This is a genomic window from Paenibacillus xylanilyticus (genome assembly GCF_047246825.1).
GTDB classification, from domain to species: Bacteria; Bacillota; Bacilli; order Paenibacillales; family Paenibacillaceae; genus Paenibacillus; species Paenibacillus xylanilyticus_B.
This window is the reverse complement of record NZ_JBFOLB010000004.1, coordinates 13,104-37,801: the sequence shown is the minus strand read 5'-3', so window position 1 is coordinate 37,801 and position 24,698 is coordinate 13,104. Positions and strand designations below refer to the sequence as shown.

The 24,698-nt window shown below is 48.9% G+C and carries 22 protein-coding genes and 1 other annotated feature; all 22 genes read left to right on the top strand.

Annotated features, from left to right (window positions below; all coding sequences use genetic code 11):
• Positions 1-828, top strand: coding sequence for a cytochrome c biogenesis protein CcsA (ccsA, locus tag AB3N00_RS22765; protein ID WP_413036873.1), 828 nt, complete (start codon positions 1-3; stop codon positions 826-828).
• 5 nt (positions 829-833) lie between these two features.
• Positions 834-1,484, top strand: coding sequence for a bifunctional precorrin-2 dehydrogenase/sirohydrochlorin ferrochelatase (locus tag AB3N00_RS22760; protein ID WP_413036639.1), 651 nt, complete (start codon positions 834-836; stop codon positions 1,482-1,484).
• A 2-nt stretch (positions 1,485-1,486) separates the two neighbouring features.
• On the top strand, positions 1,487-2,443 hold the full coding sequence (hemC, locus tag AB3N00_RS22755) for a hydroxymethylbilane synthase (protein ID WP_413036638.1): 957 nt from the start codon (positions 1,487-1,489) through the stop codon (positions 2,441-2,443).
• 4 nt (positions 2,444-2,447) lie between these two features.
• Complete coding sequence (gene cobA, locus AB3N00_RS22750) at positions 2,448-4,010, top strand: uroporphyrinogen-III C-methyltransferase (protein ID WP_413036637.1); 1,563 nt, start codon at positions 2,448-2,450, stop codon at positions 4,008-4,010.
• Between the two features lie 136 nt (positions 4,011-4,146).
• Complete coding sequence (gene hemB, locus AB3N00_RS22745; RefSeq protein ID WP_413036636.1) at positions 4,147-5,148, top strand: porphobilinogen synthase; 1,002 nt, start codon at positions 4,147-4,149, stop codon at positions 5,146-5,148.
• A gap of 147 nt (positions 5,149-5,295) precedes the next feature.
• On the top strand, positions 5,296-6,600 hold the full coding sequence (gene hemL / locus AB3N00_RS22740; RefSeq protein WP_413036635.1) for a glutamate-1-semialdehyde 2,1-aminomutase: 1,305 nt from the start codon (positions 5,296-5,298) through the stop codon (positions 6,598-6,600).
• Entirely contained in the window at positions 6,597-7,505 is a 909-nt protein-coding gene (locus AB3N00_RS22735; protein ID WP_413036634.1) for an RluA family pseudouridine synthase, read from the top strand. The genes hemL and AB3N00_RS22735 overlap by 4 nt, the downstream gene beginning before the upstream one ends.
• A gap of 135 nt (positions 7,506-7,640) precedes the next feature.
• Complete coding sequence (locus tag AB3N00_RS22730) at positions 7,641-9,179, top strand: LysM peptidoglycan-binding domain-containing protein (protein WP_413036633.1); 1,539 nt, start codon at positions 7,641-7,643, stop codon at positions 9,177-9,179.
• A 161-nt stretch (positions 9,180-9,340) separates the two neighbouring features.
• Positions 9,341-9,627, top strand: a binding site (T-box leader).
• A 58-nt stretch (positions 9,628-9,685) separates the two neighbouring features.
• Entirely contained in the window at positions 9,686-12,352 is a 2,667-nt protein-coding gene (locus AB3N00_RS22725) for a valine--tRNA ligase (protein ID WP_413036632.1), read from the top strand.
• Between the two features lie 78 nt (positions 12,353-12,430).
• Positions 12,431-13,807, top strand: coding sequence for a bifunctional folylpolyglutamate synthase/dihydrofolate synthase (locus AB3N00_RS22720; RefSeq protein WP_413036631.1), 1,377 nt, complete (start codon positions 12,431-12,433; stop codon positions 13,805-13,807).
• Positions 13,808-13,863: 56 nt separating this feature from the next.
• Complete coding sequence (murC, locus tag AB3N00_RS22715) at positions 13,864-15,183, top strand: UDP-N-acetylmuramate--L-alanine ligase (RefSeq protein ID WP_413036872.1); 1,320 nt, start codon at positions 13,864-13,866, stop codon at positions 15,181-15,183.
• A 133-nt stretch (positions 15,184-15,316) separates the two neighbouring features.
• Complete coding sequence (locus tag AB3N00_RS22710) at positions 15,317-16,495, top strand: SPOR domain-containing protein (protein WP_413036630.1); 1,179 nt, start codon at positions 15,317-15,319, stop codon at positions 16,493-16,495.
• Between the two features lie 144 nt (positions 16,496-16,639).
• The gene (locus tag AB3N00_RS22705) at positions 16,640-16,882 is read left to right on the top strand and encodes a DUF4321 domain-containing protein (protein WP_175394392.1); all 243 of its coding nucleotides are present in this window, start codon (positions 16,640-16,642) and stop codon (positions 16,880-16,882) included.
• A 93-nt stretch (positions 16,883-16,975) separates the two neighbouring features.
• Positions 16,976-17,587: a Maf family protein gene (locus AB3N00_RS22700; protein WP_413036629.1), complete on the top strand. Its 612-nt coding sequence runs from the start codon at positions 16,976-16,978 to the stop codon at positions 17,585-17,587.
• Positions 17,588-17,621: 34 nt separating this feature from the next.
• Positions 17,622-18,311, top strand: coding sequence for a RadC family protein (radC, locus tag AB3N00_RS22695; protein WP_413036628.1), 690 nt, complete (start codon positions 17,622-17,624; stop codon positions 18,309-18,311).
• 185 nt (positions 18,312-18,496) lie between these two features.
• On the top strand, positions 18,497-19,531 hold the full coding sequence (locus AB3N00_RS22690) for a rod shape-determining protein (protein WP_095293312.1): 1,035 nt from the start codon (positions 18,497-18,499) through the stop codon (positions 19,529-19,531).
• Positions 19,532-19,716: 185 nt separating this feature from the next.
• On the top strand, positions 19,717-20,592 hold the full coding sequence (mreC, locus tag AB3N00_RS22685) for a rod shape-determining protein MreC (RefSeq protein WP_413036627.1): 876 nt from the start codon (positions 19,717-19,719) through the stop codon (positions 20,590-20,592).
• Complete coding sequence (gene mreD, locus AB3N00_RS22680) at positions 20,592-21,125, top strand: rod shape-determining protein MreD (protein ID WP_175394388.1); 534 nt, start codon at positions 20,592-20,594, stop codon at positions 21,123-21,125. Before mreC ends, mreD begins: the two co-directional genes overlap by 1 nt.
• Positions 21,126-21,199: 74 nt before the next feature.
• On the top strand, positions 21,200-21,862 hold the full coding sequence (minC, locus tag AB3N00_RS22675; RefSeq protein WP_175394387.1) for a septum site-determining protein MinC: 663 nt from the start codon (positions 21,200-21,202) through the stop codon (positions 21,860-21,862).
• A 3-nt stretch (positions 21,863-21,865) separates the two neighbouring features.
• Positions 21,866-22,660, top strand: coding sequence for a septum site-determining protein MinD (gene minD / locus AB3N00_RS22670; protein ID WP_024633965.1), 795 nt, complete (start codon positions 21,866-21,868; stop codon positions 22,658-22,660).
• Between the two features lie 233 nt (positions 22,661-22,893).
• Entirely contained in the window at positions 22,894-23,772 is an 879-nt protein-coding gene (locus AB3N00_RS22665; RefSeq protein ID WP_413036626.1) for a peptidoglycan DD-metalloendopeptidase family protein, read from the top strand.
• Positions 23,765-24,625 carry a M50 family metallopeptidase gene (locus tag AB3N00_RS22660; protein WP_413036625.1) on the top strand — a complete coding sequence of 287 codons (861 nt, stop codon included), beginning with the start codon at positions 23,765-23,767 and terminating at the stop codon, positions 24,623-24,625. Before AB3N00_RS22665 ends, AB3N00_RS22660 begins: the two co-directional genes overlap by 8 nt.
• The last annotated feature ends 73 nt before the right edge of the window (positions 24,626-24,698 follow it).

The window sequence follows — 24,698 nt, the reverse complement described above, 5'->3', positions numbered from 1 at the left end:
TTGACCCTTGCTGAACAAATCTATGAAGCTCTGATCTATATGTATGCCCTGAGCCTTCTGTTCTATTTCTCGGACTGCATTCGACGGAATGCGGGGGCGAAGCGGACGGGCACAGGGTTTCTTGTCGTTGTCTGGCTGCTTCAGGTTGTTCATGTGATTTTACGCATGTGGACCGAGGGGCATTTCCCGATCTATACGACCTTTGATTTTTTATTCATCTTTTCGTTTAGTATTGTATTGATGTCGCTGGCGATAATTCGTGTCCAACGTTCAGAATTTGTCATCCTGCTGTTAAATATCGTCGGGTTTTCCGTTACGGTACTGAACCGATTGTGGTTCACAGCTGGCGAGATATCACTGCACAACTGGCAGACTGTACACGGATTGCTTATAATGCACATTACGCTGGCGAATTTGGGATTCGCAGCATTAACGGTGGCTGCTGTTTTTGCCTTGTTGTATCTATTCTTGCATCGCAAACTGAAGAACAAAAAGTGGAACGATACGATGCGGCGGATGCCCAGTCTCGAAGTTATTGGCAAGTACATGGACGGTGCTACATTGATAGGAACACCATTGCTTGGTGTCTCTGTTGTACTGGCTGTATTATCCATTGTCGCAGAGACACGCTGGTATCTGCTACTGGATCTCAAAGTTATTGCCACAGGTCTCGCAATCGCGATTTATATTGGTTATTTTGTGTCCAAGCAAAGAAAACAGTTTTCCAACATTATTATGGCAAGATGGACATTGATTGGATATGGTTTTGTCATTATGAGCTTTTTATCCAATGCGTATTCAGCGTTTCATCGCTGGACAGGAGAGTGAAGGCTATGGATCGCTATACGCCGCTATTTGTAAATACTGCAGGTAAAACGTGTTGTGTCATTGGTGGCGGACGTGTCGCCGAACGTAAAATTAAAGGTTTGCTTCACGCCGAAGCTCATATTAAAGTATTTAGTCCAGAGATCACATCGGAGCTGAAACAACTGCATGATGATTCCCGAATTGAGTGGATAGCCCGGTCCTACCGCAATGGTGATTTGCGGGGGGCCTTTCTCGTATATGCAGCAACGGATCAGGTTGAAGTCAACGCATCGGTTGTACAAGAAGCTAACGAAGCGGGCATACTGGTGAATGATGCCATGTCTTCCGAGCGCAGTGTTTTTATTACCCCCAGCGTAGTCAGGCGTGGGAGATTAAGTATTGCTATTTCGACGGCTGGAGCAGGACCGGCTGCCGCTGCAGAGATTAGGTCTACACTGGAACAACAGTTCGGCGAAGAATACGAGACTTATATTGAGTTTTTGCATCAGATGAGGACTGAAGTGAAGGCACGTGTATCGTCTCCGCGTCACAGAAGGGTGTTGCTGCGGCAATTGACGGAAATGAATGTACTGGAGGACATCCGTACAGGGCAATTCCGGTGGTGGACAGAAGAAGAAATCGGGAATTGGATATCCCGTAATCAGGAGGAACTGTAGACATGCGTATAATTAAAGTGGGAAGCAGACAAAGCGCACTAGCTTTGACACAGACAGGCCATGTAATTCAGGATTTACGCAGCATTTGTGAGCGGGAAGGTTTAGCATTTGACTTTGAAGTACATAAGATCGTTACGAAGGGAGACTTGATTCTGGATGTAACGCTGTCCAAAGTCGGAGGCAAAGGGCTGTTTGTCAAAGAAATTGAACAGGCGATGTTGGATCATACCATCGATATGGCCGTGCACAGCATGAAGGATATGCCATCCGAATTGCCGGAAGGATTGACCAACGGCGCTGTGCCGCGTCGTGCCGACCCGCGTGATGCATTGATTTCCAATGGTGGCCTCTCTCTGGACCAACTGCCAGAAGGTGCGAGAGTGGGGACAAGCAGCCTCCGTCGTTCCAGTCAATTGAAAGCATACCGTCCGGATCTGCAGCTTGAATCTCTTCGTGGCAACATCGACTCACGTCTTCGCAAACTGGAGACAGAGGGCCTCGACGCTATTATTCTAGCTGCTGCTGGATTGTATCGAATGGGTTGGCAGGATCGGATTACCGAGTATCTGTCCGAAGAGGCTTGTCTTCCTGCGGTTGGTCAAGGTGCACTGGGGATTGAATGCCGGGAGGATGATGCTGAACTGCTTCATCTGCTGAAGCTGTATAATGATTCGGAGACAGCATCTCCCGTATTGGCAGAACGTCGTTTCCTTAGTGTATTGAATGGGGGATGTCAGGTTCCGATTGGAGCTCATGCGGTCTGGATTCCTCAACAAGATACCGATTCCCCGAATGGGCAAAACACGTTACAATTAACAGGTATGGTCGGCACGCCGGATGGCGGACTGATTCTTAAGGAAACGCTGACCGGCAAAGATCCGGTTCGTCTAGGAGAAGAAGTGGCTTGGAGATTGATTGAACGGGGAGCAGAGCAGATACTGGCAGAAGTTAGGGGATGAAGACATGGTGGGAAAGGTCTTTTTGGTTGGGGCAGGTCCGGGTGACGCGAAGCTGATTACGGTAAAAGGATGGGAGTCCATCGGCAAAGCAGACGCCGTAGTATATGATCGTTTGGCCAGTCCGAGATTACTGAAGCAAATGAAGCCTGGCGCGGTGAAGATTTACGTGGGCAAGCGGCCTGATCGGCACACGATGAAACAGGAAGAGATCAATCAGCTATTGGTGGATCTTGCCCTGGAAGGGAAAGTGGTCGTCCGGCTGAAGGGCGGAGATCCGACGATATTTGGACGCGTGGGCGAAGAGGCGGATCTGCTGCGCAAAAACGGTGTTCCTTTTGAAATTGTGCCTGGAGTTACCGCAGCCATAAGTGTACCTGCTTATGCCGGAATACCGGTGACCCATCGCGATTATGCATCTTCCATTTCCATTATTACGGGACATGAAAGCCCGGACAAGCTGGATCGCAGCATTCATTGGGATAAAGTAACGAACGCAACGGGTACACTTGTATTTATGATGGGTGTAGCCAAAATCGGCTATATCAGTGAACAGCTCATCCGTCATGGCCGTCCGGCACAGACCCCTGTCGCATTGGTTCGTTGGGGAACCAGAGCGGAGCAGGATACCCTCATAGGTACGCTTGAAAATATAGAGGCCAAGGTCATTGCTGCCAATTTCCAACCACCTGCAGTTATTGTGGTGGGGGATGTGGTGAACCAGCGTGAGCAGTTGAAATGGGCTGAGGCGCTGCCGTTGTTTGGCAAACGAATTCTGGTGACGCGAGCCCGCAGTCAGGCGAGCGAACTGGTGAACCGAATCGAGGAACTTGGCGGTGAGCCGTATGAGTTTCCGGTGATTGAAACGGTTATGCCCTCCAGTGAGAATGCACGGCAAAGTGTCAAAGGCGCTTTTGATGTGTTAAATACATTTGACTGGGTATTTTTCACAAGTGTAAATGGCGTGGAATTTTTCTTCCGTCATCTGGAACAACAGGGCAGGGATATCCGCCAGATCCATCAAGCGAGAATCGCTGCGGTAGGACCTTCGACCGCTGAAGCCCTTCGTAAACACGGTATCATTGCCGAAGTGATCAAGGGACCTTTTCAGCAGGAAGGCATGCTGGAAGCTTTCGAAAGTGAGCTGAAAGAAGGTCAAAAAGTGCTGCTTCCCCACGGCGATCTGGCACGATCATGGTTGCCTGATCAGTTAAGGGAGCGTGGACTTGAGGTCACAGAAGCTATTATCTATGACACGGTTTTGGCGGGTGAAGATGATGACGAACTCCTGAAACTGCTGGAAGAAGGCGGTATTCACGCTGTAACATTTACAAGCTCTTCAACAGTCACCAACTTCATGGAGATGCTTAAACGGATGGGATTGCAAGATCCATTACCTTTGTTAAAAAATGTCGAGGTTGCATGCATCGGACCGGTGACTGCGAAGACGGCCGAAGCCGCGGGGTTGAAGGTGACACTGATGGCTGCAGAAGCAACGATCGAAAGCCTGATTGCTGCTCTGTGCGACTGGAAACGGACACCTTCTGCAGAAGGGGCTATGCTTCGTTGATTGCAAAAATCAGACCGCTATTGTAATAGATCGTATCCATATACAAAATGCTGATTAGATGAAGCGTGCTGAATTCGTTAGGATACCGGCGCGCTTCCCTTTTTGTTCTACTTACTTACAGGGAGGATGTTTCTATATGAGTTTTCCAATTGTACGACACCGTCGCTTAAGACAATCCGCAGGCATTCGCAATATGGTCAGAGAGACTCATCTGACAGTGGATGATTTTATTCAACCCATTTATGTAACCTACGGAGAAAATGTAAAATCCGAAATCAAGTCCATGCCGGGCGTATTCCGCTTCTCGCTTGATCGTTTGCAGGAAGAAGTGAAAGAGATTGCCGAGCTGGGTATTCCGGCTGTATTGTTGTTCGGTATTCCTGAGACCAAGGATAGTATCGGTACTTCCGGATTTGCTGAAGATGGCATTGTGCAGGAAGCAACGAAGTTGATCAAATCCTGGTATCCGGAGCTGCTGGTTGTGGCAGATACCTGTTTGTGCGAATTTACGGATCACGGACATTGCGGCATGGTGCATACCGTTGAAGTGGACGGGCACATTTGCGGGGATGTTCTGAATGATGAATCGCTGGATTTGCTCGTAAAAACAGCCGTATCCCAGGCCAAAGCAGGCGCGGATATTATTGCCCCATCCAACATGATGGATGGATTCGTTCAGGCCATTCGGGCAGGACTTGATGAGAATGGCTTCAGCCATATTCCAATCATGTCATACTCCGTCAAGTATGCATCCGCATTTTATGGACCTTTCCGTGAAGCAGCGGATTCCACACCGCAGTTCGGGGATCGCAAATCATATCAGATGGACCCTGCGAATGCACGGGAAGCGCTGCGTGAGGCCGAAACGGATGTGCTGGAAGGAGCGGACATGCTAATGGTGAAACCGTCACTTTCCTATCTGGACGTAATGCGGACGATTAAGGATCAATTTGATCTTCCGCTGGTCGCCTATAATGTAAGTGGGGAGTATGCCATGGTCAAGGCAGCAGCTATGCAGGGATGGATTGATGAGAAAAAAGTCGCCATGGAAATTCTGCTCAGTATGAAACGCGCGGGTGCGGACATGATCATTACGTATTATGGAAAAGACGCTTCCCGCTGGCTGGCTGAAAAATAATAGCACGTTGTAACCATATTCCTGTTCATTGAATGAGATTTTCTGGTTCAAACATATTAATGGCCCTGCCTGACTCGAAAATGTCGCTGTATGGATTAAGAAGTGTCCATGCACGAGCAGGGCCTTCACTATTAAGGAGGATGTTCCATGACTGCACAACAAGGAAAACGACGCAATGATGAGCGCTCACGCAGCGCATTCGAAGAAGCCAAGCAGTACATACCTGGAGGCGTAAACAGTCCCGTTCGGGCATTCAAATCGGTAGGACTTACCCCAATCTATGCGGAACGCGGAGAAGGCTCCAAAATTTACGATATTGATGGCAATGTATTTATTGATTATGTAGGCTCATGGGGACCGCTTATTATGGGGCATGCCCACCCTGAAGTTGTGGAGGCACTGCGCGAGACTGCCCTTAAAGGAACGAGCTTTGGCGCCCCAACGCTGCTGGAGACAGAGATGGCTAAACTCGTCTGCGAACGTGTGCCTTCCATTGATATTGTGCGGATGGTCAACTCCGGTACGGAAGCTACCATGAGTGCCATCAGGCTGGCACGCGGAGTAACGGGCCGCAGCAAAATTTTGAAATTTGAAGGCTCATATCACGGACATGCGGACAGCCTGCTGATCAAAGCGGGTTCTGGTGTCGCGACCCTTGGGCTGCCTGATAGCCCCGGAGTTCCAGAAGGAGTAGCCACCAATACGATAACAGTACCTTACAATGATTTGGAATCGGTGAGTCTTGCTTTTGAACGTTTTGGTGAGGAACTGGCTGCTGTCATTGTTGAACCTGTGGCCGGTAACATGGGCGTTGTACCTCCGGCAGCTGGTTTTCTTGAGGGATTACGCAGTCTGACCAACCAGTACGGAAGCCTGCTCATCTTTGACGAAGTCATGACCGGTTTCCGTGTAGGCTTAAACTGTGCACAGGGCCGTTATGGTGTTACACCTGATCTGACTTGTCTGGGTAAAGTGATCGGCGGCGGGCTCCCGGTTGGAGCATATGGTGGTCGCCGGGATCTGATGGAGCAGATTGCTCCAACCGGACCAATCTATCAGGCAGGAACATTGAGTGGTAACCCACTGGCTATGGCAGCAGGCTACACGACACTCAAATTGCTGACACCAGAAGTCTATGACCGGTTGGAGACGTTGTCTGCACGTTTGCAAGCAGGTTTTGAGAAAAACGCAGCAGAGACGGGGATCGCGGTAACAATTAACCGCGTTGGTTCCATGGTATGTCCATTCTTCAGTGATGTCCCGGTAACCAATTACGATGCAGCTAAAGAAAGCAATCTGGATCAATTCCGTCGCTACTTTGCAGCCATGATTGATCACGGCGTAAGTGTAGCACCTTCCCAGTTTGAAGGCATGTTCGTCTCTGGTGTGCATACGGAACAGGACATTGACGATACGATTGAAGCGAACCGCAAGGCACTTCAATCTCTATGACGATCAAAAGTTGGAAGCGTCGTGGGGAATGGCTTGAGCTGATGCCAGGCAAAGTGGTAACAGGCAGTTCAGACAAACAGCTTGCTGCAGAGCAATGGCTGCTCACTGAACTTTCATTTCCGGAGAAACTGCTTCGTCAGCTCAAGGCAAATCACGGAATTCAACTGGCAGGGGACCGGCTTCGGCTGGCCCTTTTTGCGTCTCAGCCCATTGATGTTGAGCCTCGCTGGGCGGATATGGATGTTTTATTTGAGGATGATTTTTGTCTGGTGGTGCACAAACCCGCAGATATGAAGCTCCATCCCGATGGAAGCCGAGCCGATCATGCAATCACGCTGGACCATGCAGTGGCTTCCTATTATGAAATAAATGGAATTGACGCGAATGTGCGCCACGTGCATCGATTGGATGAGGATACAACGGGTCCTGTTTTATATGCCAAAAATGCTTTTGCTCTTGCCAAGCTGGATGAGGCGATGCGGCGCAAAGAGATTGGACGCCAGTATGTAGCCATTGCTGAAGGCCGGGTATCTCCGGAACTCAGCAAAATTGATGCTCCAATTGGCAAGGACAGACATCACAAGCAGCGCAGACGTGTTTCCGAGGGCGGGCAGGAGGCAGTAACACATGTAGAGATTGGGGAAGTGTGGGAACATTCCACACTTGTGCGATTGAGATTGGATACAGGGCGTACGCATCAGATCAGGGTGCATCTAAGTTATTCTGGACACCCGCTTGTTGGCGATTTGCTATATGGTGGTCGACCTGATGCGATTGGACGTCAGGCTCTTCATGGAGAAATGTTAATGTTTAATCATCCGCTCACCGGGGCCTTGATTGAAGTTCGTGATCCATGGCCTTCTGATTTTTGGCAGCTCGCACAGCGGGAAGGCAAGACCCAATAAAAAGTTAAGGTTTGAACAAAGGTGGCATGCTCATCTCATCCATGGCATATAGATGGGGTAACGAAGGATTTGGACCATGGATCAGTCCCATGAGAAGGATCATGGTGAACATATGCCGAAAGGAGGACGCCACCTTTGTTGAATCAACCTTATGGATTACGGTTCGATATTTATGAGCGCGTTCATTTGTCCGAGGGAGTCCCTGCCATTGAGGAACTGGAGGAAATTGAGTTATACCCGCGCATTCAAGTCATCGGTCAGGATGATCATGCAACGCTGCGAGGCCATCTTTTGCTTACAGGTGCATACCGGGGAGAGAACGAGATCTCGGAGGAACTGAAACATTTTATTCCGGTTGAAATCACGGTTCCCCTGAATCGGGTAAGATCGCTTGAGGATATTTCGATTGAGATTGAAAATTTTGATGTGGATTTGTTATCCAGCCGCAGTCTGAATATTACGGGTGTATTGTCACTGCGTGGCATAGAGGGTTTTCCTGTGGAAGAGCCTCAGGCCTGGTCAGCAGACGAGTTTACTGTCGTACATTCACCTGATCCGCAGCAGGGTAACCGAACCCCTGAAGAAGAGTTAACGGATGTTGGTTTGAACACCTTTGCACAGGAATATTTGCTTCAACGTAGTGAAGAGGAAGGTCTTTCCATAGCTGCTGAATCTCTGTATGCGGCGGAAGAATCTAACCATTTGCTGCAACCTGCTGACAAAAATATTCGCTATGAAGCAGACACCCAGTCGGAATCCCAGATAAACCCTGCACCGGAACAGCTCTATGCTGAGACGAGTGAAGATCCCTATGAAGAGGAAAGTCAGAACAGACCCCCTGCTGACGAAGAATATCCATCCTTAATCACTCAAGAAGATGAATTGGCCGAGAATGAGGTGTCCAGCTCGCCTTCGCCTGTCTCTTCTTTTATGGCGGAGACTGCTGACAGGCTGGCTTCTTATCCGGAGTCAGAGCCTTTGCTTCCCCTGGCCGAAGATTCGTCGTCTGTCTGGTCCGAGCCTTCCGTGGAGACCTTACATACAAACACGGGGCTGAACCAACAAACTTCGGAAGATTCAGCCGCCTCGAATGTTTGGAATTTTGAGTCCCGATCGATCTCCCAGCAGGAAGATCAGCCTGCGGCTGAAGTTCCAGCAGAAAATTGGCAGGATGTATTCGCCGCGTCTGAACCTGAATCTGCCGAGGGGGAAAGACCTTCTTCGCTGGAAGCAGTGAGTGCAGACGAAGCTTTGGAATCTGCCCCGTTTATTCCTGAACCTGTGGCTGAGACGGAAGACAAGCCGGAGCTCAAAGTTGCTTTTGGCAGCAAGAAGGCCTCTTCATCAAGACAGGAAGAAGGGGTGGGTATCTCCTCCCTGTTGTCTTCGGGCAGATCCGTGCGCGATGCTGAATCAGATCGGGAAGACGAGTCGGGCGCGGGTACCATTCAGGAAGAGGCCTATCAGGCCGATGATGTTCAATGGAAGAACCTGTTTCTGGGTACCATCGTCGATCAGACGCCATTCCGCAAAGTAAAATTGTGCATTGTCCAGCGTGAAGAGACACTGGATACCATTGCTGACCGCTATCAATTGAGTACGCGGGAACTCCAGTTGTACAATCGTTTGTCCGAACAGGTTGTTGAAGAAGGGCAGATATTATATATCCCCTGACTTCTAGCCTGTGAAATAACGATCCGCACTGACCTGCAATCCCATGAGGATTGCGGGTTTTTGCAGCTTTTTGGTCCTGCACTCAAGCCTGCCGCCTGTTTCCGCTGCTGTCAGGTTGACTATCGGGCACGGTCAGGGTATGATGTGTTTAGGTTTTTTGAAGAACAACGTGGAACGGGAGTAGTAGACAGCATGGCCTTTCAGAGAGCGGGATTGCAGCGCTGAGAAATTCCGCAGGAACCCAACTGATCGAAGTCGCCCGGGAGTTGCCTGTTTGAATATAAGGAATAATGAAGCATGTACTTGCGATTTGTTCCCGAAGTAGGATGGGCCGGTAGCAGCCGTTATCTGCTTGAAGTGTCACGTGAGGCCACAGAAAGGCATGCATCTTCTTTCTGTCTGCGTGAAACAAAGGTGGTACCGCGAAAGCTAACCTTTCGTCCTTTGATGGATGAAAGGTTTTTTTGTTTTTTGGCGAAGATGATTAAGTAACGGAGGAATGACACATGTCTGAAGAAAAAAAATCAGCCGCAACTGAGATGCCGACGACGTATGACCCGAAAGCTGCGGAGCAAAAATGGTACTCTACCTGGACAGAGCGTGGGTATTTCAAGGCTGGGCAGCGCAAGGATGCTGAGCCGTATACCATTGTAATTCCACCCCCGAACGTAACCGGGATGCTTCATATCGGTCATGCACTTGATTTCACATTACAGGATATCCTGATTCGGACCAAACGGATGCAGGGCTATGATGCGCTGTGGCTCCCTGGTTCCGACCATGCAGGGATTGCGACCCAAACCAAAGTGGAGCAGAAACTGCGTGAAGAAGGCCTAACCCGCTATGATCTGGGACGCGAGAAGTTCCTGGATAAAGTATGGGACTGGAAAGAACAATACGCGACAACGATCCGTCAGCAATGGGGCAAGATGGGGTTGTCACTGGATTATTCACGTGAACGCTTCACGCTCGATGAAGGGCTTTCCCAAGCCGTGCGCAAGGTGTTTGTTCAACTATATGAGAAAGGCCTTATTTACAGAGGCAAACGCATCATCAACTGGGACCCGGTAAACCGTACTGCATTGTCAGATATTGAGGTTGAATACAAAGAGGTTCAGGGACACCTGTATCATCTGAAATATCCGCTTAAGGACGGAAGCGGTCATGTTACAGTGGCGACGACTCGTCCGGAAACGATGCTCGGTGATACTGCTGTTGCTGTTCATCCAAAAGATGAGCGCTACGCAGACATGATTGGCAAAACGCTGATTCTGCCGATCATTGGCCGTGAGATTCCGGTTATCGCAGATGACTACGTGGATAAAGAATTCGGAAGCGGTGCTGTAAAAATTACACCTGCACATGATCCGAATGACTTCGAAGTGGGTCTTCGTCATAATCTGCCTCAGATTACAGTGATGGATGAGACAGGTACCATGAATGCTGAGGCTGGCAAATATCAGGGTCTGGACCGCAGCGACTGCCGCAAGCAGATTGTTGCAGATCTACAGGAACAGGGCGTATTGATCAGCATTGAGGATCACACGCACCAAGTTGGACACAGCGAACGGACAGGAGCTGTCGTTGAGCCGTATTTGTCCACACAATGGTTTGTTGAGATGAAGCCTCTGGCAGAAAGAGCCATCCAAAAACAACAAAACGGTGATGGTGTAAACTTTGTTCCTGATCGTTTTGAGAAAACATATTTGAACTGGATCGAAAATGTCCGTGACTGGTGTATCTCCCGCCAGTTGTGGTGGGGACATCGAATTCCTGCTTGGTACGACGACGAGACGGGTGAAATTATTGTATCAGCTGAAGATCCAACAACGCTGCCGGAATACGCTGGTCGCAAGCTGAGACAGGATGAAGATGTGCTGGATACGTGGTTCAGTTCGGCTTTGTGGCCTTTCTCCACGCTCGGCTGGCCGGAAGATGCAGAGGATCTGAAACGTTATTATCCGACAAGTGTGCTTGTAACCGGATATGACATCATTTACTTCTGGGTTGCACGGATGATCTTCACAGCTCTGGAGTTCACGGACGAAATTCCATTTAAGGATGTCCTGATGCATGGTCTGGTTCGTGATGCAGATGGACGCAAAATGTCCAAATCACTGGGTAATGGTGTAGATCCGCTGGATGTTATTGAGAAATACGGTGCAGATGCGATGCGTTATATGATCTCTACCAGCAGCACGCCAGGACAGGATCTTCGTTTCCGCTGGGAACGGGTAGAACAGGCTCGTAACTTTGCGAATAAAATCTGGAACGCATCACGTTTCGCACTGATGAATCTGGAAGGATTCACTTACGAAGATCGCGATATCAGTGGAGAGCTTGGAACAGCTGATTATTGGATTTTGCACCGCCTGAACGAAACTTCCCGCGATATTACGCGTCTAATCGAAGCATACGAATTTGGAGAAACAGGACGATTGCTGTACAACTTTATCTGGGATGACCTCTGTGACTGGTATATTGAATTTGCCAAATTGTCCTTCTACGGTGAAGATCCGATTGCCAAGAAAAAAACACAATCGGTACTGGCTTACGTCCTGGATCACACCATGCGCCTGATTCACCCGTTCATGCCATACATCTCGGAAGAAATCTGGCAGCACCTGCCGCATGAAGGTGAGACGATTACGCTTGCTTCCTGGCCGGTATATGATCCTGCGCTGGAGAACAAAGAAGCAGTAGCTGAGATGAACCTGCTCATGGATACCATTCGTGCCGTACGGAACATTCGTGCAGAAGTTAACGTGCCGATGAGCAAAAAGATTGAACTGATGGTAAAAGCGAACAGTGCCGAGACATCCAGCATCATCGAACGCAACAGCCATTACATCAAACGATTCTGCAATACATCCGAGTTCGACAGCGGGCTTGACCTGAGTTCACCGGACAAGGCAATGACTGCCGTAATTACGGGAGCTGAACTGTACTTGCCGCTGGCAGGACTTATTGATATTGAGCAGGAAGTGGCTCGCCTGGAGAAAGAGTTGCAGAACCTTGAAGGCGAAGTACTCCGTGTAGAGAAAAAACTGGCAAACGAAGGCTTCGTGGCCAAGGCACCAGCCAAGGTTATTGAAGAAGAACGCGCCAAACAAGCGGATTATTCGGATAAACGGGATAAAGTCATCGCCCGGATCAAGGAACTGAAAGGTTAATATTTCTGGGTCGGATGGAGAGGAAACATGCCATCCGGCCGCTTTTTTCAATCAAACTCGGGACCGAAGGTGAAACCTATGACGGAACTTAATGGCACGGGTACAATTGCCCCTCTGCATACGTATGACGAGGCTGTGGACTGGATCAATGGCCTTATTCCTTTTGGCATCAGACCCGGATTGGAACGAATCATGGAGTTGATGTCACTGCTGGGCAATCCTCATCAGCGTCTCAAATTTATTCATGTCGCGGGAACGAACGGTAAAGGTTCGACTTGCGCTTTTTTGACGTCAGTGCTGCTTCAGGCAGGATACGATGTCGGCACGTTTACGTCTCCGTATATCACGAAATTCACAAATCGTTTTCAGTACAACGGTGAGGATATTCCCGAAGAGACGCTGCTGAAGCTGGCGAATCGACTTCATCCTTTGGTCACAGATATGGCTTCCACTTCCCAAGGGTCACCTACCATGTTCGAAGTGTCTACGGCACTTGCACTACTCTACTATGCAGAAGAGTGTTATCCGGATGTCGTAGTATGGGAGACTGGACTGGGGGGAAGGATGGACGTAACGAATATCGTTACACCTGTGGTTTCGGTGATTACCAATATCGGTATGGATCATACGGATGTTCTCGGAGATACCATTGAAGCGATCGCGGGAGAAAAAGCGGGCATTATCAAACCAGGCGTACCTGTGGTCACCTGTGTCACGCAGCCGGAGGCGGTGAAGGTGATTCAGGAAAAGGCACACCAGCTCCGATCAACCGTGTATTTGTCAGGAGAACAATTTTCTTACCATAGGCTGAATAGCGATGAGAATGGTCAATCTTTTCATTTTACAGGGCCGTTCCGTGAGCTGGATGTTCGAATTCGCATGCAGGGCATACATCAGATTGATAATGCTGCGGGTGCTCTTATGGTGCTTGAATTGCTCAGGCAGTACATGGCGTTTATGCTGGATGACAGAGATATTGCACTTGGACTGGAGCATGCCTTTTGGGCTGGCCGGTTCGAGAAGGTTGTGGATGAACCCCGAATTGTACTGGATGGAGCACATAATCCGGAAGGGGCAGAATCACTGGCCAAGAGCATTATCGACGTATATCCTCACAACAAGTTAAATTTGATGATGGGCATGCTGGCGAATAAGCATCACGAAGCGTATTTGCAGCATATACTGCCACTAGTGGATACGCTGATCCTGACCGAGCCAGATTTTCGACGCAAGATGGATGCAGCCGAGTTGCTGCAGATCGTCGAGCGGGTACGTCCCGCCATTGCGAAGCAGGATCTGGAAATCATCGTCGAGCCCGATTGGGCGAAGGCACTTGATCTATTGAAGTCACGGACGGAAGCGGAAGATCTGGGGGTGGTGTCCGGCACATTGTATCTCATTGCGGATGTGCGGGCAGCCCTTTTGCATCAAACCGATTCTGAAAAAGGTTGGTGAAAGTTTTGTTAAATACATCAGAACACGTTCATTTTATAGGGATTGGCGGATATGGCATGAGTGCCATCGCAAGAGTTATGCTGGAGATGGGATACACCGTTACCGGATCGGATGTCGCTTCACAGGAGTTGACCGAGAAGCTGGCAGCCAAGGGAGCGAAAATATATATCGGGCACACGGCAGAACATGTAAATGGAGCAGATCTCGTGGTCTATTCTACGGCGGCTCCGGCGGATAATGTGGAGCGTGTGGCAGCTGAGCAGCTTAATATCCCGATTCTTCACCGTGCGCAAATGCTGGCGCGCTTGTTGAACGAACGCAAGGGTGTGGCGGTTGCTGGTGCCCATGGTAAAACGACAACATCGTCCATGATTGCACTTGTCATGGACAAATGCGATACAGACCCAACCTATATCATTGGTGGGGAGATCATGAATCTGGGCACCAATGCCAAGGCAGGTCAAGGTGACTGGGTTGTTGCCGAGGCGGATGAGAGCGATGGGTCGTTTTTGCAATACCATCCATGGCTTGGTATTGTAACCAACATTGAAGCGGATCATTTGGAGAATTACAACAGTGACTTTGAGGAACTCAAAAAGGCGTATGTGCAATTTTTGAGTCAAATTCGTCCGGAGGGAACAGCGATTGTCTGTGCGGATGATGAGAACATTCAGAGCATTTTGCCTGAGCTGAAATCTCGAATCACGACGTACGGTATTGATCAAAAGGCTGACTATATGGCATCGGATATCGTGTTAGGTGATCGCCGGATCTCCTTTACGATGAGCCATCAGGGTACCGCTCTGGGAACGGTAGAGCTCTCTGTTCCGGGTAAACATAATGTTTATAACGCTATGGCTACGGTAATTACCTGTCTGGAAGCGGGCATTCCGTTCGAGAAGATCACGGCAGCCATTATCCAGTTCCATGGGGCCAAACGCAGATTCCAGGTACTTGGTGAAGCACGGGATATTCTGGTCATCGATGATTATGCGCATCACCCGACTGAAATCGAGGCAACCATCAGTGCAGCGAAAGCAACAGGGAAACGTATTATTGCAGTGTTCCAGCCGCAGCGATACACTCGTACCTTTTTCCTGCTGGATGCGTTTAGTCGTGCTTTCGCGGAGGCAGATGAGGTGCTGATTACCGACATTTACTCCCCGGCTGGCGAAAAACAGATTGAAGGCGTGCACTCTGCCAAACTGGTTGAACTGATTGTTCAGAACAGTAATGCGGCTGCTCGTTATCTTCCTACCAAGGAAGAAGTTGTAGCTGATTTGCAGAATCGTCTGCAGCCAGGAGACCTTGTACTCACCATGGGTGCGGGGGATATTTGGAAAGTTGGCGATACGCTCGCCAAAGGCTTGAAATAAAACATGGTCCTGACCCGCTTGTCCTCGTATGGAGGCAGGCGGGTTTTTGAATTCCCGGAATCTTTCATTGTCTCCAGTCATATAGTTGATATAAATGGAACAAAGGAGAGGGTACGGGGTGAGCAATGCTAGAATGACATTTCGTTTTGGGGAGAACGAGTCGGACAAGCCGAATTACAAGGAGGAGAAGGTGGTCGGAGCCTTTCCTTCCTTGACCGATGAGATTTCACAGAGTTCGGCACGGATGGATAGCACACCTTCCTGGACACCGGAAGATATCCCTGGAGATTGGGGAGAGATAACATTGCCAGGGACAAGCTTGCTAGAATCAGAGTCTGATCAGAGAAAGGATAAAAACTCGGATTTGATGCAGCCGCAGTATGTCTATTCGGACCGTGTTATGGATCCCGAGGAAAACGAGAGGGAGCTTCCTGATGACAGCAACTATGGGGGCCACGATTGGATGGCGGATCGTGATCATTACTCGTACAAGCGAAATCGTCCTCCAAGAGGCTGGAAGATGATTGGTTCAGTCACGGGAGCCCTGGTAACCGGCGCTCTTTTCGGCATGGTTATTCTCTCCTTTTTTAATCGGGAAGGAACAGATCCGGGGGTCCTTCCTCAAACCAATCAACCGGTAGCGAGTGTAACGGGAGTACAAGGCGCAGCAGGGACGGAGCAGCAGGTTCAGTCGGTGTTGAACGGAGGCAGCTACTATGCGCTACAGTATGGCGTGTTTAGTTCACCGGAACGTGCTGAACAGGCCAAGCTTGAGCTATCGCAGGCTGGGATTGCCGCGGGAACGGATCCGGATGATGGGAATCGGGTGTATGCAGGCATATCCGCTGACCGAGAGGAAGCTAAACTGCTTAGCTCTCGTCTTAAGGCTGAGGGAGTTGAGTTGTATGTCAAAGAGATTGCATATCCCGCAGTAAACTCCGCTGCTCTGGGCATGAACCAGGAAGATGTACAGCTGTTTTTCAGCAGCAGTGCGGCACTGGTGGAACAACTGTCGACACTGTCGATCGGGCAGCTCGGACAGGTGACTCCTGAGCCTGTGCCTGCTGAAACAATGACGGCTTTACAAAATCAGCACGAATCCTGGCTAACAGGTGTAGGGAAACTTTCAGCAGCAATGGGACAGGAGGCGGAGCCCATCGTTTCGGCCATGGAAAAATCGATGAACAGCGCAATTACAGCGGTTGCTGAATATAACAAAAACCCCTCCGATGTGCACATGTGGTCCGTACAATCCGATCTGATGGATTATGTCTTGCAGCAGAAAAAATGGCTTGAGGGGATAAAGCAATAAGTTTTCCTTCCCCTAACACTGCCCCGAAATCCCTGTCCGGCAAGGAACTGGAAATAGTTCCCCTTGCCGGATTTGTGTTTGTATTGACGTACAAAACCCCGTATAATAATGTGGGTGTCAAAAAATGGCGAGGGAAGATAACCGATGAAAAAAAACTTCGGCATGTTATTGCTGTTTCTGCTGCTCGGCTGGATGGCCGGAGCGTGGATCGCCAAGGCACTGCAGCCGGTAAAGGCTGTTGCCATTCTAACCAAAGCCACGACCATACGTTGGTCACCGCAGGCTGATCTGGACATTATCAGTTATGACATTTCATTTCAATTTCAAATGAGCCTTCTCAGTCTGATCGGCATTATTGCCGCTGTATGGCTGTATCGCAGACTGTAGGAGTATGACGATTTTTGACGAAGAAACTAAACGAATGACATCTATTTATCGTGGTTAGGACGGATGTCGCCGTAGCATAAGGAGCCGTTCATTTTGAATAGATCACAATCGCGCCCGATTATTCTGGCTTCCACTTCGCCACGGCGCAAAGACCTGATTGCTTCACTCCAATTAGCTTTCAAAGTAATACCAAGCCACGCGGATGAAGATACACCGCCGGAATGGACTCCAGAGCAGACTGTTCAGGAGCTCGCCATGCGCAAAGCAATGGCAGTCTATCGTGGCCTTGAAGGTCTTGAACAGGACGCTGTCATTGTGGGCAGTGACACAGTTGTTGTACTGGATGGAGACATTCTGGGCAAACCCGTGGATCAACACGACGCTGAGCGTATGTTAGGAAGGCTTCAGGGACGTACACATCGTGTGTTTACTGGAGTGGCTTGCATTGATGCCGGAAATGGAAAATCCGTTGTGCATTATCGGCAGACGGATGTAACGATGAAGGAGCTGTCCGAGGCTACGATTCGTGCGTATGTTCAGACAGGGGAGCCTATGGACAAAGCCGGATCGTACGCAATTCAAGGAATTGGCGCTTCACTGGTAGACCGCATTGAAGGGTGCTACTTTAATGTGGTGGGCTTGCCTCTTTCCCTGCTGAGTGACATGCTGGATGGATTCGGAGTCCATGTGCTGCCGCGAACTTGATTTTGGGAAATGACGATGTGAAAAGAGGGAGTATATGGAGTCGCCTCAGTACATGATGCGCGACATCCCCCATGAAGAACGCCCGAGAGAACGCATGATGGAATATGGGGCGGGCGCCTTAAGCCATGCAGAACTGCTGGCTATTTTACTGCGGACGGGTACAAGGCAGGAATCAGCAGTGCACATGGCACAGCGCATTCTGAGCGAAGCGGGTGACATTCGTTCGCTGATGGATATGAGTTTGAACGAGTTGACAGCAATGAAAGGGATCGGTATGGCCAAGGCCGTCCAGCTCAAGGCTGGCATTGAACTTGGTCACCGGATTGCGAAGAGTAGACGGATACAGTCCTCTTCAATCCGTACACCTCGTGATGCAGCAGATATTCTGCTCGAACAGCTTCGTTACTTGCAGAAGGAGCACTTTGTGTGCCTTTTCCTGAATAGCAAAAATCATATTATTGCCCAGGAAACACTCTCCATGGGCAGCCTTAACGCTTCGATTGTTCATCCACGTGAAGTGTTTCGTGCTGCCATCAAATGCAGCAGTGCCTCGATCGTATGTGCACACAACCACCCGAGTGGTGATCCTACACCTAGTCCTGAGGATATCCAAATAACCAAGAGACTGATCGAAGCTGGTTCAATCGTCGGCATAGATGTGCTGGATCATATCATTATCGGCGACGGAACATACGTAAGTTTGAAGGAGAAGGGCTTAGTATAATATAATGGTTGGCGTTGATGTTTTCCTATGAATATTGACGGCGTTGTCCGTAGAAGATAGGTTCACTTTACAGATGCAATAAATATAAATGAATGATGAACCCTGCAGGATTGCAGCGGAAATGAAAATGAAACGCTCTGAACGTTGATGGAGCGGCTATATGAGGCAGAAAAGGAGATTACGTTATGTTTGGTGGTTTTACGAAAGATTTGGGTATTGACTTGGGGACAGCGAATACGCTGGTTTATGTACGTGGCAAAGGAATTGTGGTGCGGGAGCCTTCGGTTGTTGCCCTGCGGACAGATACAAAAAGCATTGAGGCTGTCGGGGAATCTGCAAAAAAAATGATCGGACGTACACCTGGCAACATTCGTGCCATTCGTCCAATGAAGGATGGCGTTATTGCTGATTTTGATACAACGGCAACGATGATTAAATATTTTATTCGCCAGGCGCAAAAACAGCGCTCGATGTTCCAGCGTCATCCGAACGTTATGGTCTGTGTACCATCCGGAATTACAGCGGTAGAACAACGTGCGGTTGAAGATGCAACGAAACAGGCCGGCGCACGTGAGGCATATACGATTGAAGAGCCTTTTGCAGCAGCGATTGGTGCTGACCTTCCGGTATGGGAGCCAACAGGCAGCATGGTTGTGGACATTGGTGGCGGTACGACAGAAGTGGCTGTCATTTCCCTCGGCGGGATCGTAACAAGTCGTTCGGTTCGTGTAGCTGGTGATGAAATGGACGAATCAATCATCCAGTATATTAAACGGCAGTACAACCTGATGATTGGTGAACGTACTTCAGAACAATTGAAAATGGAAATCGGATCGGCTATGCCACTGGAACAAGTGGAGACAATGGAAATTCGCGGCCGCGATCTCGTAACAGGTCTGCCTAAGACCATTACGATCACATCGGATGAAATCAGCGAAGCTCTGGCAGATACGGTAAATGCTATTGTTGAAGCTGTTAAAGTAACTTTGGAAAAATGTCCTCCTGAGCTTGCGGCAGATATTATGGACCGTGGTATCGTTTTGACTGGCGGCGGTGCATTGCTCCGCAATCTGGACAAGCTGCTGGCTGGTGAGACAGGCATGCCAGTGATCGTAGCGGAAAATCCACTCGATTGTGTAGCAATCGGAACAGGTAAAGCTCTTGAGAACATCCATTTGTTCAAAAGCAGAAGCAGTTCGGCAGTTCGTTCCAAACGTTAATCCGGTACTGATCGCTTAATTACGTTTGACTTGAGCGGCAGTAACCAACGAAGAGGACCCGACCTCAATCGGGAGAGCTATAACCCGCATACCCGGGGAGATCAGCGAATATTCTCGAAGGGACTATCCGTCTGGACAGTCTCCCCGCCGGGCATGGCTCGGAAGAGAATAATGGATGTTAGAGGGTGTTCGAACTGTTTAAACTGCTGGGCAACAAAAGACTTTTTGTTTTGCTGGTGGGCCTTGTTACATTTATCGCGTTAATGGGCTTTACGCTCGGTCCGCGAACCGCTCTATCCTGGCCGGAAAAATTCCTGAAGGATTCAGTCGGATTTGTACAATACGTATTTTACAAGCCCGCTTCTGCTGTAGCGGGCTTTTTCAAAGATGTGGCGAACATGCGTGCGGTTTATGAAGAGAATGAAAAGTTGCGAATTGCGATGGGGCATTATACCCGTGATCGATTGAAGTATAATGAAATAGACAAACGAATTGCTAGACTTGAAAGTCAGTTGAATTTCACCACTGAACAGAGAGAACGCTATAATTATGAAACTCGGATTGCTCAGGTAATCAGTGCTAACTCTGATCCAAATAGCAGGTCCATCAACATTGATATTGGGGAAAATGCGAATATCAAACCAGGGATGGCAGTCACTTCACTTGAAGGTCTTGTAGGAGTTGTCAGTCATGTAAGTGCTTATACAGCAACGGTTAATTTGCTGACTTCGATGGATGCCAATGATCCGAATTCCAATGCAATAGCAGCTACCGCGGTGGGTAAAGAAGATAAGGTGTTTGGTATGATTGAGAGCTACGATCCGAAGACAGGCATGCTTAAAATGACCAAAATTTCAGAGGATTCAGACATCAAAGACGGCGATGAAATCATCTCCTCTGGGATTATTGATAACTTTCCGAAGTACATGCGGATCGGGGAAGTGGAGAAGGTCGAAAAAAGTGAATATGGTTTAACACAGACAGCTACAATTAAACCATATGCTAGCTTTCTTGACTGGAAAGAGCTAATTGTAATTATTCCTCCCGAGGTGAAGGAGTAATGGTGACGCGCAAGCAAGTCTTGTTTCTGTTGCTGTTCATTTTGTTTATCGCCGAAGGAACTATTCTTCCATTGCTTATTCCATCTGCCTGGCAATTGCGAATTTCAGCAAACCTCGTTTACATTGTAATTTTGTTTATCGCTGTGTATCATCATCGCCATACTGCGCTGGTGCTCGGCATATTTTTTGGACTGCTCCATGACGTTGTGTTTTATGGGGAGATGATCGGACCTTACGGATTTGCGATGGGGTTATCTGCTTATATGATGGGACTCATATTCCAGGCACCGCGTGCACCGCTTCCGGTTATGGTATCGGTTGTCATTCTGGGGAGTCTGCTTAATGACACCATGTTGTTCTTTTTGTATAAGCTTTTCCGTCTGAATCATGTGACATTTGACTGGGCGCTGCTGGAATACATGATACCCAATTTGTTCATTCATTTCGTGTTTGCCCTGATCATTTATACTCCGCTTCGGAAGCAGTTGGAGCGTATTGGCAAGAGAAAGAGCAAAGTGCAGGAGGCATCCTGATACATTTGTTGGAGCGGAAAGCAGGAACTTGGGGGCCCGGGCACGAAATGTAATGAGATGGGAGGGACAGGCTTATGACGGTAAAATCGAATCACGTAACGATTAAAGGCATCCGAGACGGCTTGGTTTTCCTGTTGGACGATCAATGTGAATTCGAGGAATTGCTCTATGAGCTCCGCTATAAGCTGGAACACAGCCATCAAAATATATTGACCGGACCGATTGTTCATGTGGATATCAAACTGGGCAGCCGTGAAGTAACAGAGGACCAAAAAGAAGCGATACTGGACATATTGAAGCAAAAAGGTAATCTGCTCATTCGCTCCATCGACTCACCAGCCCTTAAACCCGAGGTTAAAGGGCCGCCGCCGATTGTTACAATGTGCGGGATGGTGCGTTCAGGTCAGGTGCTTCATCACGAAGGAAATCTCCTGTTTCTTGGGGATATCAATCCGGGGGGCACGGTGACGTGTACCGGAGATATATATGTTTTGGGTTCACTCAGAGGCATGGCTCACGCTGGGATCGGCGGGGATGAAGAGTCAATTATTGCTGCATCGGTGTTTGCGCCGACACAGCTTCGAATCGCTGATATTATCAGCCGTCCTCCTGATGAATGGGAGAGCCGGGATACCGGAATGGAATTTGCTTATTTACAGGACAATCAGATGCAGATCGACAAGATGAGCAATATCGTTCGGTTGCGCCGAGATTTTAATGTGTTTAAAGGAGTGTAGCTCATGGGAGAGGCGATCGTGATCACTTCGGGTAAAGGCGGCGTTGGTAAAACAACCACCTCAGCAAACATCGGAACAGCGCTGGCGCTGCTCGGAAAAAAAGTTTGTCTGGTAGATACCGATATCGGCCTTCGCAATCTGGATGTCGTGATGGGACTCGAGAACAGGATCATTTACGATCTGTGTGATGTTGCAGACGGCCGCTGCCGTCTGAATCAGGCGTTGGTAAAAGACAAACGCTTCGAAGAATTATATATGCTGCCTGCGGCTCAAACAAGAGACAAAAACTCTGTGTCACCGGAGCAGGTCAAGGATATCATCCTTGAATTAAAAAAGGATTTTGAATATGTTATTATCGATTGTCCTGCCGGAATTGAACAGGGATTCAAAAATGCGGTAGCCGGAGCGGATCAGGCAATCGTGGTGACTACACCTGAAAATGCCGCTGTACGTGATGCGGATCGGGTCATTGGTTTACTCGAAAGCTCACATATCCAATCGCCGAAGCTTGTTGTAAACCGTATTCGGAACAACATGGTCAAATCGGGTGACATGCTTGATATTGATGGTATTTTGCAAGTCCTTAACATTGATCTGATTGGAATTGTTCCTGATGACGAACTCGTCATCAAGGCGGCCAACTCTGGAGAGCCTACGGTAATGAATCCGGACTCACTTGCAGCCATTGCATATCGGAACATTGCCCGTCGTATTCTGGGAGACACCGTTCCACTAATGCAGTTGGAGCAGAAAAAAGGCGCATTTTCACGCTTTAAGAAGTTTTTTGGTATGGGTTAATCCGATCGTCTTCATAACGTTATTCCTTACAGCCGCGGCCTTTAGCCCGGCTTTTTTATGTTTCAGCACAACATTGAAATATCCTTATGCTCTTTTCTTGCAGCGGACTCCTTCGACAGGTTAAGGTTAACCTCATTCGGCGGGGTTATTTTGCTTCGACCCTGGAGCTTGTTCATATTATGAAGGGGGCCTTCATAGGATGTATTAAACAAGCCTCGGCGGGAGGATATTCCATGAATACGAAACTTCGAATCAAGCAGAGAAGAGAAGAACGCATTCGGCGATTGCTGGATGGTGCTGCGATGGAGATCATGCAGGAAGCGGGCTCTGGGCCAGGCAAGAAGGGTTCGGAAAGCCAAAGTCCCCATTCTTCTTTTGATATACAGGGTCCAGTACGAAGTGTAGGGTCTCTAGTGGGGGAGCAAGAGAGGGATCCGGAATGGCTGTGGAAAAAAGAGAACGGGCGTTACGTTCCAGGTGGGCATGCACGATTTAACTTGACGAAATCTTTAGTACGAAGAACAGTAGTTAGTGCGTTGATTTTCGGTGCAGTGTGGGGCCTGTTTCAACTAAATTCGTCCTGGACCGCTTCCCCGAAAACGGCAATTGCAGATGCACTACATCGGGATATGGATTTTGCTTCGGCAGCTCTCTGGTATGAACGGCATTTTGGCGGCACACCGTCCTTTCTGCCCGTATTGGGCCATACAACAGATGCTGCTAATGGTTCGGGAGTACGGTCCTTGCTGGACAAACCCATCTCGGGAACGGTCGTTCAGCCTTTTGCGCTGAGCATGAAGGGCATAGAGATCGTTCCGGAAGCAGAGGGGACGGGATTGGTCCAGGTAGTCAGTTCGGATGCGGGGCGAGTTCTGCAAGTTCTTGGTGATTCAGAGAGTGGTATAACCGTAGTCATCCAGCACACGGGAAACCTGACTGCGATTTACGGCCGTCTGAACGAGAGTGAAGTGGACGTGAATGATTGGGTTGAAGCGGGAAGTGTCGTAGGGAGCCTCAAGGCAACAGGTGGGGAACAGCCAGCCACGTTATATTTTGCTGTAAAAGAAGGCGAGGAGTACGTGGACCCTGCGGAAGTGGTTGCCCTTGATTAGGTTACGGGGTGTACGCATTTCGCTGCATCCGTTTTTTGTCATTATCATGCTGGCTTCCCTGGCCACGGGTCACTTTATCGAACTTATCACCCTGTTTGCGATCGTATTTATTCATGAGTGTGGACATGCTGCGGCGGCAGCCCTTCTGGGCTGCCGTGTCCTGTCGATTCAGATGCTTCCTTTTGGAGGGGTGGCTGTCATCGAAGATGGAGGCCGTCTTACTGCTGGGCGGGAGATCGTGATTGCGCTGGCTGGCCCCTTGCAAAATATGTTGATGGTTGGAATCACCTTGCTGCTGCAATATGCCAATCTGGGAGATCCGGTGTTCTTGGCATACATCATTCAAGGGAATCTGATGATCGCTCTGTTTAACCTGCTGCCGGTGCTGCCACTGGATGGCGGGAAAATCGTACAGGCCCTTGTTAGTCTGATTGCTCCATACTATACCACTTTAATGTGGACCTACCGGATTAGTATCCTGTGCAGTATAGGTGTTATTTTGTTTGCCATCAGCAAATGGATCACCGGAGACTACGGGCTTCCGCTAAATGTGTTGTTGATTGGTCTTTTTCTGTTCTATTCCAACGTAACCGATTACCGCAACGTGCCCTACCGTTTTATCCGCTTTTTGATGAACCGGGAAGGCGCATTTGCTCATCACGCCGCTGCAGGCAGTTTGGCGCAGCCGATAATCTCATTTCCGGCGAAACCTTTGGACACTATTTTGCGTCTATTAAAGAGAGAGAGATATCATATGGTATATGTGATGAACAGACAGGGACGAATTATGGCCGTATTGCCGGAACAACGCATTATCGGTTCGTACTTCAAACAGAACACGGATAAACTGTAACATGGTTGGTGAACTCGTCCTAAATTGGGGTAATACATATACAATGCGTAATGCAAAGATATAGAATGGATGT